13 protein-coding genes are annotated in these 15,854 nt (G+C 39.5%); 12 read left to right on the plus strand and 1 reads right to left on the minus strand.

Features of this window, described 5'->3' with window-relative positions; all coding sequences use genetic code 11:
• Positions 1 to 277 precede the first annotated feature (277 nt).
• From lysA to IGJ18_RS01675, 10 genes are all read left to right on the plus strand, one after another.
• Positions 278 to 1,525 carry a diaminopimelate decarboxylase gene (lysA, locus tag IGJ18_RS01630; protein ID WP_088745662.1) on the plus strand — a complete coding sequence of 416 codons (1,248 nt, stop codon included), beginning with the start codon at positions 278 to 280 and terminating at the stop codon, positions 1,523 to 1,525.
• Positions 1,522 to 2,328, plus strand: coding sequence for a diaminopimelate epimerase (gene dapF, locus IGJ18_RS01635; protein ID WP_053765851.1), 807 nt, complete (start codon positions 1,522 to 1,524; stop codon positions 2,326 to 2,328). The genes lysA and dapF overlap by 4 nt, the downstream gene beginning before the upstream one ends.
• Entirely contained in the window at positions 2,321 to 3,202 is an 882-nt protein-coding gene (dapA, locus tag IGJ18_RS01640; RefSeq protein WP_053765850.1) for a 4-hydroxy-tetrahydrodipicolinate synthase, read from the plus strand. The genes dapF and dapA overlap by 8 nt, the downstream gene beginning before the upstream one ends.
• On the plus strand, positions 3,199 to 3,906 hold the full coding sequence (gene dapB / locus IGJ18_RS01645) for a 4-hydroxy-tetrahydrodipicolinate reductase (RefSeq protein ID WP_438842776.1): 708 nt from the start codon (positions 3,199 to 3,201) through the stop codon (positions 3,904 to 3,906). The genes dapA and dapB overlap by 4 nt, the downstream gene beginning before the upstream one ends.
• Positions 3,907 to 3,920: 14 nt before the next feature.
• Positions 3,921 to 4,616 (plus strand): 2,3,4,5-tetrahydropyridine-2,6-dicarboxylate N-acetyltransferase, encoded by a 696-nt coding sequence (gene dapD, locus IGJ18_RS01650; protein ID WP_438842777.1) that lies wholly within the window; start codon positions 3,921 to 3,923, stop codon positions 4,614 to 4,616.
• 14 nt (positions 4,617 to 4,630) lie between these two features.
• The gene (locus IGJ18_RS01655; RefSeq protein ID WP_438842778.1) at positions 4,631 to 5,632 is read left to right on the plus strand and encodes an aspartate-semialdehyde dehydrogenase; all 1,002 of its coding nucleotides are present in this window, start codon (positions 4,631 to 4,633) and stop codon (positions 5,630 to 5,632) included.
• Positions 5,629 to 6,978, plus strand: a complete 1,350-nt coding sequence (locus IGJ18_RS01660) for an aspartate kinase (RefSeq protein WP_053765847.1) — start codon at positions 5,629 to 5,631, stop codon at positions 6,976 to 6,978. The genes IGJ18_RS01655 and IGJ18_RS01660 overlap by 4 nt, the downstream gene beginning before the upstream one ends.
• A complete protein-coding gene (locus tag IGJ18_RS01665; protein ID WP_438842779.1) occupies positions 6,938 to 8,047 on the plus strand; it encodes a M20 family metallopeptidase in 1,110 nt (369 codons plus the stop codon). Before IGJ18_RS01660 ends, IGJ18_RS01665 begins: the two co-directional genes overlap by 41 nt.
• Before the next feature lie 29 nt (positions 8,048 to 8,076).
• A complete protein-coding gene (locus IGJ18_RS01670; RefSeq protein ID WP_207433237.1) occupies positions 8,077 to 9,243 on the plus strand; it encodes a pyridoxal phosphate-dependent aminotransferase in 1,167 nt (388 codons plus the stop codon).
• 221 nt (positions 9,244 to 9,464) lie between these two features.
• Positions 9,465 to 10,844 (plus strand): FAD-dependent oxidoreductase, encoded by a 1,380-nt coding sequence (locus tag IGJ18_RS01675; protein ID WP_010738534.1) that lies wholly within the window; start codon positions 9,465 to 9,467, stop codon positions 10,842 to 10,844.
• Positions 10,845 to 11,023: 179 nt separating this feature from the next.
• Here the strand turns inward: IGJ18_RS01675 and IGJ18_RS01680 are convergent, their stop codons facing one another.
• On the minus strand, positions 11,024 to 11,989 hold the full coding sequence (locus IGJ18_RS01680; protein WP_081127653.1) for an AraC family transcriptional regulator: 966 nt from the start codon (positions 11,987 to 11,989) through the stop codon (positions 11,024 to 11,026).
• Between the two features lie 463 nt (positions 11,990 to 12,452).
• Between IGJ18_RS01680 and IGJ18_RS01685 the strand changes: the two genes are divergently transcribed.
• Positions 12,453 to 14,444 (plus strand): alpha-L-rhamnosidase-related protein, encoded by a 1,992-nt coding sequence (locus IGJ18_RS01685; RefSeq protein ID WP_368014362.1) that lies wholly within the window; start codon positions 12,453 to 12,455, stop codon positions 14,442 to 14,444.
• A gap of 17 nt (positions 14,445 to 14,461) precedes the next feature.
• Complete coding sequence (locus tag IGJ18_RS01690; RefSeq protein WP_053765842.1) at positions 14,462 to 15,802, plus strand: MFS transporter; 1,341 nt, start codon at positions 14,462 to 14,464, stop codon at positions 15,800 to 15,802.
• Positions 15,803 to 15,854: the final 52 nt, after the last annotated feature.

Here is a 15,854-nt window from a genome sequence, read left to right on the forward strand (position 1 = left end):
GAATGATCGCAACCAAACGTATTTTTATTTGATGGAGCAGATGCTTTCACTAGATTGTATGATTGAAATAGTGAGATTTATGAGCATATTCATTGTTTTTTAATCTTTTATTCGCTAGTTTTGTATTTATACAAAAAAATGTATGAATGCACTTTTTTTTATTAAATTTATGAATATAGTAGACAATCACTGAGAATTTGTTTAATATTATTCAAATAAAATTCAAATCTTAATGAGAGAAATTTTAAAAAACATTGCGGAAAAGAGGTAGTCTCGAATGTCAGAATTAATGATCGGTGAAATTCCTGTTAGTCAATTAGTAAAACAATATCAAACACCCCTTTATGTTTACGATGAGAAGCAAATGGTGGAGAACATCAAGGCATTTAAACAAGGATTTCAATCAGATCATTTTAAGACAAAGATTTTATATGCATCAAAAGCATTTCAGACCGTTGCCATGTTAAAACTGATTCAATCACAAGGATTAGGTTTAGATGTAGTTAGTGGTGGCGAGATTTATACAGCTGTGTGTGCTGACTTTCCAATGGAAGAGGTCTATTTTCATGGAAACAATAAAACACCTGCGGAAATCCGTTATGCTATCGAAAATGGACTTGTTCATTTTGTAGCGGATAATCTCATGGAAGTTGAATTGTTAGTCGCACTTAGCCAAGAATATCAAAAAGAACTCCAGGTAATGATCCGGTTGAATGTAGGGATCGAAGCACATACGCATGAATATGTCGTTACCGCTCATATTGATTCAAAATTTGGTCTACTCTATGAAAGTGAAGAGTGTCAAAAAGCGATCCAATTTATTCAGGGTAGTGAATTTTTACAGTTAGAAGGCTTTCATGCACATATTGGTTCGCAGATTTTTGAATTATCGGCCTGGATAGCAGAAATCCACAAACTGATTGGTTATCTTAAAGATTTTGATGAAGTACTTTCGCTAAATCTTGGGGGAGGATTCGGTATTCGTTATACCGAAAGTGATCAGCCATTGCCCATTGAAGAATCTGTTCGAGAATTAGTACGTTTTACGGAAGAAGCTTTAAAAAAACAAGGATTAGTAATCAATGAATTGTTGATCGAACCCGGAAGAAGTATCGTTGGGGAAGCAGGAACGACGCTTTATACGGTAGGATTTATTAAGCAAACGCCAAATAAAAAATATTATTTTGTCGATGGGGGAATGACCGATAATATCCGTCCAGCACTCTATCAAGCGAGCTATCAATGTGATCTGGCAACCAAATTAAGGGAAAAGAAAACCGAAAAAGTCACGATCGCTGGGAAAATGTGTGAGTCAGGTGATGTGGTTATTCAAGAAGCTCTTTTGCCTATCGCTGAACCCGGAGATATATTAGCGGTATATGCCACAGGCGCTTATGGTTATTCAATGAGTAGCAACTATAACCGAGCCTTGACGCCTGCTGTGGTATTCGTCAACGGTGAAACTGCTCGATTAGTGGTACGTAGGCAAGAATATGAGGATTTATTGCGAGGTGAAGTTCAATGATCCTGCATAAATATAATGGTTGCGGCAATGATTTTATCTTAATGGACTATGAAGAAGGTATCGATTATCACCAATTAGCCAGCAAGTGGTGTGGACAGGATCGTTTTGATACAGATGGGTTGATTGTCGTTCGAGAGCAACCTTTAACGATGCTTTATTTCAATAAAGATGGCAGTCAGGCGCCAATGTGTGGGAATGGGATTCGTTGTTTTGCTCGGCATGTATGGGATAAAGCTATGGTAGAAACTTCACCTTTCGACGTACACACATTAGCGGGTGTGATTTCCATTGAAATTTTGACAGAAGAACCTTTTTATTGTACCGCTCAGATGGGACAACCCGATTATTCGACAGAAAAGTTAGCGGTCAATCAAACAGAACCTATCGTGGATCAAATAGTACGTATTGGACAAGTGGATGTCCAGCTAACTAGTTTGTTTATGGGCACGATCCATACCGTTGTTTTTGTAGAGGATGCAAAAGCGCAACAAATGAAAGCGTTAGGGGAACAGATTTGTCACCATCCATTATTCTCAGAAAAAACCAATGTTAATTTTGTCCAACGAGTCAATGAACAGGAACTGATCGTACGCACGTATGAACGTGGCGTTGGTTGGACATTGGCTTGTGGTACTGGCTGTTGTGCGGCTTATGTTGTAGCTAGAGATCATGGATACTTAGCAAGTGCTAAGGCCATGATTCACTTAGAGCAAGGAGAGTTAATGATTACTGGGGAGACACAAATACAAATGACGGGACCAGCTGTTCATGAATGGTCACAAAAGGAGATGTCGTATGATTAAAGGTTCGATCGTTGCATTGATTACACCGATGGATGCGCTTGGCGAAATTGACTATCAAGGATTAGAGAAACTAATTGAGTTTCATCTTTCAGAAGGTACAGATGGCCTGTTAGTGTTAGGAACAACTGGGGAATCTTCGACGTTAACGCCAGAAGAAGAAGAGGAGATTCTACGTTTTACAGTAGCAAAAGTAAATAAAAGAATCCCAGTCATCGCAGGCGCAGGAACAAACGATACGAAAAAAACAATTGAAAGAGTCCAACGTTTAGCAGCGATTGGGGCGGATCAATTGTTAGTGATCACGCCTTATTATAATAAGACAAGTGATGCAGGTTTGTTGGCGCATTTTACTGCAATTGCTGACCAATCACCACGACCGATCATTTTATACAATGTACCATCTAGAACTGGAATGACGATCCCAATCCCAGTCCTGGAAAAATTAGCGACACATCCACAAATCAGCGGGATCAAAGAAGCATCAGGTGATCTTGCTTATGTGATGGCAGTTGGTCGTCTTTTGACAGACTCGTTTGTCCTTTATAGTGGCAACGATGATGCTATTTTGCCGATATTAAGTGTGGGTGGAAGTGGGGTTATCAGTGTTTGGGCTAATATCCAGCCTAGATTAGTCCATGAATTAGTCGCAACGTTTGAGCAAGGGAATCTTCGACGAGCGCAGCAAATCCAATTAACTGCCTTACCATTGATCCATGCCTTGTTTAGTGAAACAAATCCGATCCCAATAAAAGCCGCAATGGAGATGATGGCTCTTCCTTCAGGTGTGTTACGGCTACCACTTGTTCCTCTGTCTGAGGACAAGCGAGGAGTATTACAGGAATTATTACCTATGAAAGGACGAGAACAGGTATGAAAATTGGTGTAGTCGGACATGGACGAATGGGCAAAAAAATCCAAGAAGTCATTGAATCTTATGAACATGAGGTCGTTTTTCCAAAGGTCTCCCTTAAAGAAGCGACTACTTTATCTTTTCCGAGTAATATCTCACTCCTTATTGATTTTTCTCACGCAGATAATTTGGAAAAAGTGCTAGATTATGGAGCAGCACACCAACTTCCAGTCGTGATCGGAACGACTGGCTATAGTGAGGAACAATTCCAAGCAATCGAAGCGTTTGGGCAACGTTTCCCCATTTTATACAGTACGAACTTTTCTTTAGGGATTTTTGTCATGAATCAATTAGTGAAGCAGGCTACTGAATTATTGAAAACATGGCAAATCGAATTGATTGAAAAACATCATGACCAAAAAAAAGATGCGCCTTCTGGAACGGCTCAATCACTACTCGCTAGTATGCAAGAAGTCCGCAAACTATCGCCTGTTTTCCAATGGAAAGATCAACCTAGAAAAACCGATGAAATCGGGGTACACAGTTTACGTATTGGTTCTGTACCTGGAGAGCACGAAGTTTTATTTGCATCTACGGATGAAGTATTATCAATCAAACATGAATCGTTTTCCAATCAGATTTTTGCAGAAGGAGCAGTAAGTGCAGCTTTTTGGTTAAGCAATCAACCAGCTGGATACTATCAATTAGCAGATACTTTAGGTGGATAAAGGAGAGAAAGCAAATGGACGCACAAGCAATTATACGTTTGATTCAAACAGCTGATAAAAAAACACCGGTTAAAGTGTATTTAAATGTCACTGAACCAATTAAATTTGAAAAGTGTAAAGTATTTGGTCAGGGGAATAGCCAAATTATTTTCGGTGATTACCAAGAAATCGCACCAACCCTCGCAAAAGAATCCGCTAAAATCATTGAGATCGAAATAGAAGAAACAGCTAGAAATAGTGCCATACCTCTGCTTGATTTAAAAGAAATCAATGCTCGGATCGAGCCAGGAGCAATTATTCGGGATCAAGTAACGATCGGTGATCATGCGGTCATCATGATGGGAGCGATCATCAATATCGGTGCGGAGATTGGGGAAAACTCGATGATCGACATGGGGGCAATCTTAGGCGGAAGAGCGATTGTCGGCAAAAATTGTCACATTGGTGCGGGTGCAGTGTTGGCGGGTGTGATCGAACCGGCTTCCGCTCAACCAGTGGTGGTTGAAGACGGTGTCTTGGTTGGTGCGAATGCTGTCATTGTTGAAGGTGTCCGTATTGGCAAAAATGCAGTCGTAGCGGCTGGAGCAGTTGTTTTAGAAGATGTAGCCGCTGATACCGTAGTGGGTGGAACACCTGCCCGAGTATTAAAAATCAAAGACGAACAAACGAGGGAAAACACCGCATTGATCGCTGCATTACGGGAATTATAGAGAGGATGAAAAAGATGCGCAAAATAGATACCTGTATCGTTGGAGCAACTGGTTTAGTTGGTCAAACGATGTTGAACGTGTTAGCAGAATATGATTTTCCAGTAGGTCGTTTGAAATTATTAGCATCCAAGCGTTCAGCTGGAAAAATCTGTGTGTTTAAGGGAAAAGAATACACAGTAGAAGAATTAACAAAGACATCATTTGACGGGTATGATTTAGCGCTTTTTTCAGCCGGAGCAGAAATTTCACTTGAATTTGCGCCACTTGCTAGAGAACATGGGTTGGTCGTCATTGATAATTCTTCTGCTTGGCGAGAAGATCCGGCGATTCCGTTGATCGTTCCAGAAGTCAATCTAGCAGATCATGAAATGAACCGATTGATTGCCAATCCAAACTGTTCCACGATCCAAGCCGTTTTACCGTTAAAGGCATTGCAACAGACATTTGGTGTCAACCGCGTGAACTATTCCACCTATCAAGCGGTCTCTGGTTCGGGGCAACAAGGGCTAACTGATCTTCACGCCACTCAAAAAGGGCAGGAACCTTCGCTTTATCCGCATGATATCAGTCAAACAGTCATCCCCGAAATTGATGCACCGTTGGACGATGGGTATACGAAAGAAGAACACAAAATGATGGCTGAGACAAGGAAGATCCTACATTTGCCTAACTTACCTGTCTCGGCTACTTGTGTACGTGTCCCCATCGAAGTTGGTCATGGTGTTTTAATCGCAGTCCAGTTGGCGCAGCCATTTTCACTTGCAGCAGTCCGTCAATGTTTGCAACATTTTCCGGGAATAACAGTCGTGGATGATTTGCCCAACCATAGTTATCCGACCAGTATCCTTGCTAAAGGAACAGATGAGGTATACGTCGGCAGACTCCGGCATGATCCTACATTGGAAAATGGGCTGTTGCTGTATACCGTAGCGGATAATATCCGTAAAGGCGCAGCTGCGAATGCTGTACAAATCGCCTCTGCCTTGTTATCACCAATCAGGGAGGTGATCCAATGAAAGTCGCAAAATTTGGTGGCTCATCGATGGCTCATGAAGAACAATTCAAAAAGGTAAAATCTATTATTTTAGCTGCCTCTGAACGAAGTGTGATCGTTGTTTCCGCTTTAGGAAAACGAACAAAAGAAGATGACAAAGTCACGGATCTCTTGTATTTGATCCATGCCTATCTTCATCATGGAGTCGACTGGACACCTTTGTGGGAAAGGATCTGTGAACGATTCATTCAAGTGAGAGATGTCTTGTCGTTGACTTTTCCGATTGAAGATGAATTGTTAGAGATCCAAAAAAAATTACAGCGAGAAAAAGTCTCACAGGATTTTTTGGTCAGTCGGGGAGAATATCTCACTGCGAAGTTATTAGCTGAATATGTTGGTTATACGTTTATAGATGCGAAAGAACTGATTTTCTTTGATTATACGGGTGAGATCGATGAAGAACGGACGAAACAAGCAATAATAACTATTTATCAAGAAAAAGGCCCACTAGTAGTCCCAGGATTCTATGGTGCTAATCCAGTTGGAAAAGAAAAATTGATGGGGCGAGGTGGGAGCGACATCACTGGCGCAATCTTAGCCAAACTATTGAATGCCGACTGTTATGAGAATTGGACGGATGTTTCCGGGATTATGATGGCTGATCCACGAATCATTGACACGCCAAAAATCATCAAAGAAATTTCATTTAGAGAATTACGAGAGATGGCGTATATGGGGGCAAATGTTCTCCATGAATCAGCTATTTTCCCAGTACAAGAAGCAGGTATCCCGATTCAAATAAAAAATACGAACGATCCAGAGGCGCAAGGCACTAGAATTTCCAGCAAAGAAGTCGAAAAAGAAAATGGCTTAACAGGGATTGCTGGAAAAAAAGATTTTCTTTCGCTAACACTATTTAAACGACATATGTCTGATGAAATCGGGTTTATTTGGAAAGCAATGAGTGTCTTTGCGAATCATGGTATCTCGATCGAACACATTCCTTCGGGGATCGACAATATTGGAGTAGTCGTTTCAGCAGAAGCCATTGCAGATCAATTATTTTTGATTACCAAAGAGTTAAAAGAAAATTTGGGTGTCGAGGAAGTCGAAATTATCGAGAATCTGGCATTGATCTCAGTTGTTGGCGGACCACATAAAGAACTGATTGGACTTTCTGGCAAAGTCTTATCCATCTTAAATCAACTAGAGATTCGGACATCGATCTTATCCCAAGGGGCACAAGAATTAAACTTGATCATTGGGGTAAAAAATGAAGAATATGAAACAGTCGTTAAAGGGCTCTATGAAGGGATGGTGAATGTCGATGTTAGCAAAACATCGCACGGCGTTACATCAAATTCCTGAAATCGGCTTTCATGAATTTAAAACCAAAGCGTATTTGCATGAACAAATCAAGGATCTTGGGGGAGTCCTGCATGAAATCGGCGAGACTGGTTTATTGCTTTATTTTGATCATCAACAAAACGAAACGATTGCTTTTCGGACAGATATTGACGCCTTACCGATCCAAGAAGAAACAAATCTTCCCTTTGCTTCTACTCATGAAGGGATGATGCATGCGTGTGGTCACGATGGACACATGGCGATGTTATTAGGGTTAACGGAATATATCGCAGATCATAAAGAACAGTTAATGTACAACGTTGTTCTGATTTTTCAGCCTTCGGAGGAAATATCTGGCGGAGCGGAAAGTGTTATTCAAACAGGCTTGTTAGAGGACTATCAAGTCCAAGCAATTTTTGGGTTTCATCTATGGCCAGGTCTTCCCAAAGGCGAGATCTATTCACGATCGGGCGCCTTTATGGCACAAAGTAGTGAAACAGATATCATTGTCAAAGGGAGGTCTGCACATATTGCCTCTAGTGAACAAGGGATCGACAGTATCCGAGGTGCCGTTGGTTTTATGAATGAAGTATACGAGTTGGAACAATCTTTACCTAAAGAATGGCGACGTTTAATAAAATTTGGGCAGATCACTGGTGGTACGATTCGAAATGTTTTAGCAAATGAAGTGACTATCTCAGGCAGCATTCGTTCTTATGATCAGCAAATCCAAGATTCGATCAAAGCACAACTGGCTGATTTAGCAGAGAAATTTCAAAAAAATTCGCAGGTATCGATCCAATTCCGTTATAATGATGGATATCCAGCGGTCATCAATGATCCTCACATATATACAGCCTTGAAGCAATCAGAAAAATTACATGAGCTTGAACAACCGGTCTTGCAAGCAGAGGATTTCGGTGTTTATACCCAGAAGTATCCATGTGTTTTTTTCTTTCTCGGTGTCGGTGATACACCAGCACTTCATGATGCACGATTTGATTTTGATATGGCTGTGTTAGAAAAGGGTGTCGCTTGGTATCAAACGATCCTTCATACAAAAGGACTTTTGCTAAAAAAGGATCAGTGACAAAGAAGTGATAAAAAGGAGAAAACCACATGAATTTAACCAATCGTTTTAATCACAGGCTTGCAAAAATAGCAGTGTCACAAATCAGAAGTTTTGACCAACAAATTTCTGCTATCCCCGATGTCATCAAGTTAACCTTAGGAGAGCCTGATTTTCCAACACCCGAACATGTTAAACAGGCGGGGATCACTGCTATTGAAGAAAATTATTCCCATTATACGGGGATGAGGGGACTACCCGAACTTTGTGAAGCTGCTTGTTTCTTTCAAAAAGAACGTTATGGGTTGGTATACGATCCTCAAACTGAAGTACTAACGACAGTTGGTGCCACAGAAGCAATCGCTGCTTCTTTACTAGCGATTTTAGAAGAAGGCGACAAAGTATTGATTCCCGCGCCTGCTTATCCTGGTTATCAGCCGATAGTGGATCTTGCTGGAGCGGAATTGATCACGATCGATACGTCAGAAACAGGCTTTATTTGCCAACCAGAACAGTTAGAAGCAGCCTTTGCTACTTATGGCGACTCGATCAAAGCAATTATCTTGAACTATCCAAGCAATCCAACAGGAACACTGTTAACTTCAGAACAAATGGCAAAATTAGCTGAAGTCATCAAACAACGATCGGTCTTCGTGATCAGCGATGAAGTCTATGCAGAGTTGAATTATGTCGGAGACCATGTTTCGCCAGCGTCTTATCTTCCGGAGCAAACAATTGTGATTAGCGGTTTATCCAAATCTCATGCGATGACCGGCTGGCGGATCGGCTTTATTTTTGCTCAAAAATATGTGATTGATGAAATCATCAAAGTCCATCAATATTTAGTCACTTCAGCCACTACGATGGCTCAAAAAGCTGCGGTTGAGGCACTTACTACCGGAATGTATGATGGGGAAAAAATGAAAGAACAGTATGCGAAGAGAAGAGATTATCTTTTAGGTCAATTAAGTGAGTTAGGGTTTGAAGTCATACCACCTGATGGCGCCTTTTACCTGTTTTGTAAACTGCCAAAAGAAGTTACCCTAAATTCTTGGGAGTTTTGCTTACAGTTAGCAGAACAAGGCAGAGTCGCCTGTATCCCTGGTTCAGCTTTTGGACCAGAGGGTGAAGGCTATATTCGGATTTCTTATGCAAGTAGTTTGGCAGAACTTACGGAAGCTTGCCAACGGATTCGCCTTTTTTTAGCTAATATATAATCAAAAAAATGAAAAGCTTCGTTCGTTTTATTGAACGAAGTTTTTCATTTTTTTGTTTGTTTTGTTGATTGAAAGAGGAACATTTAAGTCAAAAACTTAATAGAGAAAGTCTTATTTTTTCTGTCCAATATTTGGGCATTTCTTTTGATTTATAAAAAATCGAGTGTTATGTTTGAATTGTTTAGAGTTATTCTAAATAATTGAACAAGGAGGTTTCATCAATGGAGAAAACAAAGGTTATTATTGTCGGCGCATCTCATGGCGGACATCAATCGATTTTAGAATTGCTATCTAGATATGGTGAAAATGTCGATATCACCTTATTTGAAGCAGGGGATTATGTTTCGTTCATGTCATGTGGCATGGAATTATATTTAGAGGACCAAGTGACAGATGTTAATGATGTACGAAATTTCAGACCAGAAAACTTTCCACAACCCAATGTTCACATTTTAAACAATCATGAAGTAAAAGCGATTCATGCAGACCAAAAGACAGTAACGGTGACTAGTATCTTAGATAAGAGTACCAAAGAGTATGAATATGATAAATTGATCTTAAGCTCAGGAGTAAAACCAAATTCATTGCCAGTACCAGGAACAGATTTAGAGAACGTTTATTTGATGCGTGGGTACGATTGGGCTACTAGAATCAAAGATAAATTAACTGATCCAGCGATCAAAAATGTAGCTGTTATCGGTGCAGGCTATATCGGGATCGAAGCCGCTGAAGCTTTTCAAAAAGCAGGGAAAGAAGTGACGTTATTAGACGTGATTGATCGACCATTAGGCACTTATTTAGATCCGGAAATGACGGATATTTTAACCGAACATTTAAAAGAAAAGGGTATCAAAGTCGTGACGGGTGCGAAAATCACTGCTTTCACTGGTGAGCAACAAGTCGCTGCGATTCAAACAGCAGATGAAGAAATCGCGACAGATCTTGTGATTCAAGCAGCTGGAGTCAAAGCGAATACGGAATGGCTAAAAGGAGTCGTAGATTTAGATGATCGTGGTTGGATCGTTACCGATGAATATTTGCAAACCAATTTACCTGATGTGTATGCAGTAGGGGATGCAACCCTTGCTTATTCGATACCTGCCCGCTCAAAAATGCCGATTGCACTAGCAACAGTGGCAAGAAGAGAAGCACGATATGTAGTCAAACATCTATTTGAGGATACACCAAGCCAACCATTTGGAGGCGTTGTAGGTTCTTCGGCATTAAGTGTTTTTGATTATCACTTTGCAGCTAGTGGTTTGAATAGTTTTACAGCAGAAAAAGCAGGCGTAGCCATTCGCACAGCTTATTATGAAGATACTATTCGTCCTAAATATGTACCTGAAGAATATGGGAACACGAAAGTTTCAATCCAATTATTCTTTGACCCAATGACACATCAAGTCCTTGGCGGAGCTGTTTTATCTACCTATGATGTGACTGCTCAAGGCAACGTACTAGCGCTAGCGATCCAACAAAAACTGACGATCGAAGATTTAGCAGAAGCTGACTTTTTCTTCCAACCAGGTTTTGATCGCCAATGGAATATGATCAATCTAGCCGCGCAACAAGCATTGGGAGAAGAACCATTTGTAGAATAACATCAAACAATTAGAGACATTCGTTAGACATGTTGTATTTTACGTAAAATATAAATGGACCGCCTGAAACATATCAATTATTTCAGGCGGTTTTTGTTATTTTTTTTGTTAATAACTTTTCGTCACTGTTTTACAGTTGGAATTAGAGAGTTGTACCATTCATGTTTCAACTACTCTTTTTACATCCGTTTTTTTCGGAAATAATCAGGTGTTTTTCCGGTTTCTTTTTGGAAAAGTTTGAAAATCGAAGGGACACTTTTATAGCCGATTTTTAAGGCAATCGTACTTAAACTATCGTTTGTTTCTAGCATGAGTCGCTTTGCTTCAGATAAGCGTTTTTGATCGATCAACTCTTGGAAACTACTACCGGTTTTATTTTTTAACAAGTTGCTTAAATAGTTTTTGTTATAGCCAAAAGTTTCTCCTAATTGCTGTAAGGTGATTTCTGCATAGTGATCATTGATATAATCTAAGATTTGAATCAGCGGCTCATTACGAATCGTTTTTTTATTCGTGATAATCACTGGTGCTTGGGCGCTTTCTACCATCAGTGAAGAAAATAATAAATTCAGCAAAAGTTGCTTATGCACAGACTCTTTTTGATAAGTGGTCATCATCAGACTTTTAATTAGCTGATACGCTAAGGGACTCATTGATAAGTCTAGTAGGATATAACTAGTATGTTCAGTAGGCGAACGGGTTGCTTGAAAGAAAAAATCTGTGATTAGATTATTGGATTTTGGTAGATTAGGCAATAGAATATTTTGAATAGCTGGAATATCAAGGAGGAAATTGATCAAGATATCCTCTGCTCCTACATAATCGATTTGTTGGATAACCTTACTATCTAACAGAAGTAACTGTCCTTTTTCTAAATGAAAAACGTCACCGTTCAAACGCTGGGTGCACTGCCCATTGAATAAAAAATTCAACTCAATAAAATGATGGGTATGCGCGGGTGTGTAAGAAAATCTTGGATGTTTGTTAATTGCGATTGATCCAAACTCAAAGAACTTACTTTTAGGAATTTCTGGAACGATCGAACGATGATAGTTGAGGTTCATCGTATTAATATTTTTACCTGATTTTTTTTGCAATTTTTCGATTTCCGTTTCTTTGAATAACTCTGCGATCCATTTCTCCATGAACTTCACCTCTTAATGATCATCTTACCTTGCTATTAATGTAACACAACTTCTTAACCAAAAAACCTGTAGATTTGATATAAACATTCTGGATTTTGGAAATTGTTCCCTGAATATGAAAGCGGTTAATATGTAGAGGGAGAAAAAGCATAAGTGTTTAGGAAGGAAAACTTAAATCTTTTAGCTGTTGATTGATAACGACTGTTTCTGTTTTTTTTTAAGTGATAGAAAGCGCAAAATGGAAAATTTTAACCTATTTTTGAGGAAGAGTGAGCTATCAAAATGACTAAACAAATGTGTTCATTTGGCTTAACTTTCGCTAGTTTGGGTGAGACGTACGGGGCTGTTTCATTTGTTATTAATCAATGTGTTCAAAAGGCTTAGACTATCAGTTATTGACAATGAGAAAAAAGAATCGTGCATGATTACCATTGCTACGATCCAAAACCAAGGAGTGTGGAAGATGAATAGTGAAAAACAAACAAGATGGTTATGGTACCCAGGAGATTTTGAAATCAGACAAGGATTATTACAAAATTTTTCAAGAGAAGAAAGAGGTTATGACTGGCCTGCTTATTGGAACGTTGATGATTGTCATAAAAATGTGAAATTCAAACGTTACTACGAACTGACAGAACCAACTTCTTTTATTGTTTATGCAACAGGGATTGGCTATGTGGAAGTGAATGGGAAAAAGTATCCACTTAAAGAAACAATCAATTGTCAGCCTGGAAAGAATAAAATCAGGATTTTTGTAGGCAACGCAACTGGATTACCCGCTGTCTTTGTCGAAGGAGAGGTTATCAAGAGTGATTTAGGTTGGCGAGCAAGTAACTTTATTGAAGAACTACCAGCTGGTTGGAGTTCCCTTTATTTAGATAAAGAAAACGATCCAAATCATGTCTATTTTGAAAAAAAAGTGGTTACACCTGTTTCAATCAACGAACAGAATGATGGGGTATTGATTGATTATGGTCGTGCGGTTTACGGAACACTGGCAATCAAAAAAATGACACATGGACAACCGATCATGATTTGCTATGGTGAATCTGCATCAGAAGCATTGGATGTGGAGATGTGCTATTACAAGGAAAAAGCAGCTACTGTTGAAACAATCCCAAGAAAGCGTGCTTTTCGGTATTTGTTTGTTCCAGATGTTGCGAAGGAAGAAATTGAGATCGAGGCGATTCATGAATCCCTTCCTTTAACCAATCATGCTGCTTTTTCTTCAGACAATGTCCTTTTAAACAAGATTTGGGAAGTTTCTGTGGAAACATTTACCCTATGTAGCGGATTGTTCTTTATCGATGGGATCAAGCGAGATCGGTGGATCTGGTCAGGCGATGCTTACCAAAGCTATTTTATCAACCAATATCTCTTTTTCGATGAAGAAATCAATACCCGAACGATGTTAGCGCTTCGTGGGCAAAATGAAATCAAGCAACATATGAATACGATCGTTGACTACTCGATTTTATGGATCATCGCTGTTGAGAATCACTATTTAATGACGGGCGACACGGTTTTCTTGAAACAAATCTATCCTAAGATGAAGACGATGATGGACTATCTCCAAGCACAAACGAATGAACTTGGCTTTATTTATGGGCGAGAAAAAGATTGGTTGTTTATTGATTGGACGGAGATGGATCGAGAAGGAACCTTGGCAGCAGAACAAATTCTATTGCTTAAAGCTTACCAAACGATGATGACTTGTGGAGCTGTTTTGGGTGAGGTAGATGACTACGAACAGAAGTATCAACAACTAAAAGAAAATGTCATGAGCTATTTCTGGGACGAAGAAAAGCAGGCATTTATTGATTCCTATGAATCGAAAAAGCGCCACGTAACTCGTCATGCCAATATCTTTGCCATTTTATTCGATTTAGTGGAACAAGAAAAGAAAGAACAGATTTTAACCCATGTATTGTTAAACCCTGAAATTACCCAGATCACGACACCTTATTTCAAATTTTTCGAGCAAGATGCTCTATGTAAAATGGGTCAAACAGACCAAGTGTATCAAATCATCTGTGATTACTGGGGCGGAATGGTTGAAAGAGGGGCAGTGACATTCTGGGAAGAATATATCCCTGAGGAAACGGGCGAACAAGTGTATGAAATGTATGGGGATCCTTTTGGCAAAAGCTTATGCCATGCTTGGGGAGCAAGCCCAATCTATCTATTAGGCAGATATTTCGCAGGTGTCCGACCACTTTCACCAGGATATCAAACTTTCGTCGTTGAACCTAATCTAGCTGCCTTTGAAAGTCTAAACATGCAAATACCAATCAAAAATGGACTTGTCACAATCAATAAAGAACAAGAACAGCTACACATTTCAACGACACGAGAAGGAGGGATTCTCCGTATCAACCAACAAGAGGTTCATTTAGAGCCAGGAAAAAATTATGATATCTCCCTTGAAACAACTAAGAGCAAACAACTGATTTGAAAAAGGAGAGGATTGGAATGCAACAAACACGAATCAGTGTAAAGGAAAAAATTGGTTTTGCTTTAACAAATCTCGGAAATATCCCAGTGATGACGTTGTTGAATACGTACCTTTTGATTTTTTATACCGACGTAATTGGCATTAATCCTGCTGTAGTTAGTACGCTTTTTCTGGTCTCCAGACTACTTGATGGTTTCAGTGATCCTTTATTAGGTTTTTTGATCGATCGTTTCCCAGTGACACGCTTTGGCAAATATCGCCCGATTTTGGTGCTAGGAACAGTAATTTGTTGTATCAATTATTTACTCGTTTGGTTTGCACCGTTACTTTTTACTAGTCAAAAAATCGTCGTTATCTATATTTCTTATATTTTGTTAGGTATCACTTTTGATTTAATGGATATCCCATTAAATAGTTTGATCCCCGTATTAACTGATCAAGAAGCCGACCGAAACATCTTGTCGTCCATAAAAGGTGTGTCGTATACAGTAGGACCTACTTGTTTGAATATTTTGGCACCGTTGATCCTTTCCGCTTACAATAATGGGCTTTCTGGGTATACCTTGTTGATTGTCGGAACGGTACTAGTCGTCTTGTTCTTCACGATTTTTGGTACATTAGCACTGAAAGAAAGAGGGAATGAAGAGCCCGCTGAATTATCGCAAGAGCGCGGCTATTCTTATAAAGAAGCGCTTGCTATCTTAAAAATTCGTCCAGTGATGACCCTATTTATCAGTATGCTTTTTATTACCGCCGCAAGCAATATCTTTAGTGGATCGCTTTTGTATTATTTGAACTATATTTTGAATGACACAAAATTGCTTAGTTTCGCTAGTTTTTTAGGATTGTTTGGTGCTTTAGGAGCAGGTGTGTTGGTCCCTAGTTTATCTAAGCGATGGGGGAAGAAAAAAGTATATGTTGGCGCATTATCTTTACTCTGTTTAGCGATGATCGTGATGATCGGCGTGCATCAATCGAAAATGATTTTCTTAGGGGCTTATCTTGCTGTCCAAGTTGGCTTAGGGCTGACCAATACTTTGCAGTATAGTTTATCTGCTGATAATGTGGATCAAATAAAACACGAGTTGGGAATTGAAACAGCAGCGCTGATCGCTTCATTGAATTCTTTTATCATGAAATTTGCGATGGCGATTGGTGGAGCTATCCCAGGATTTGTTTTGAGCTATACAGGCTATGTAGCGAATCAGGCGCAATTATCTAGCGCATCATTTGGCATTATTTTCTCTACTTTTGTAGTACCACTTGTTTTTTACCTAATCACGCTCGGTGTTTTCCAAATCGGTTATCCAGCGAATGATTTATTTGTTACGACTAAGGAAAAACCTTCCATTGGTTGATTTGCTGCTTTTTCGTTCGTTAGACTGAAAGATAGTTACCTAATTACCTAAA

Source organism: Enterococcus sp. AZ078, assembly GCF_051714985.1.
Classification (GTDB): Bacteria; Bacillota; Bacilli; order Lactobacillales; family Enterococcaceae; genus Enterococcus_B; species Enterococcus_B hirae.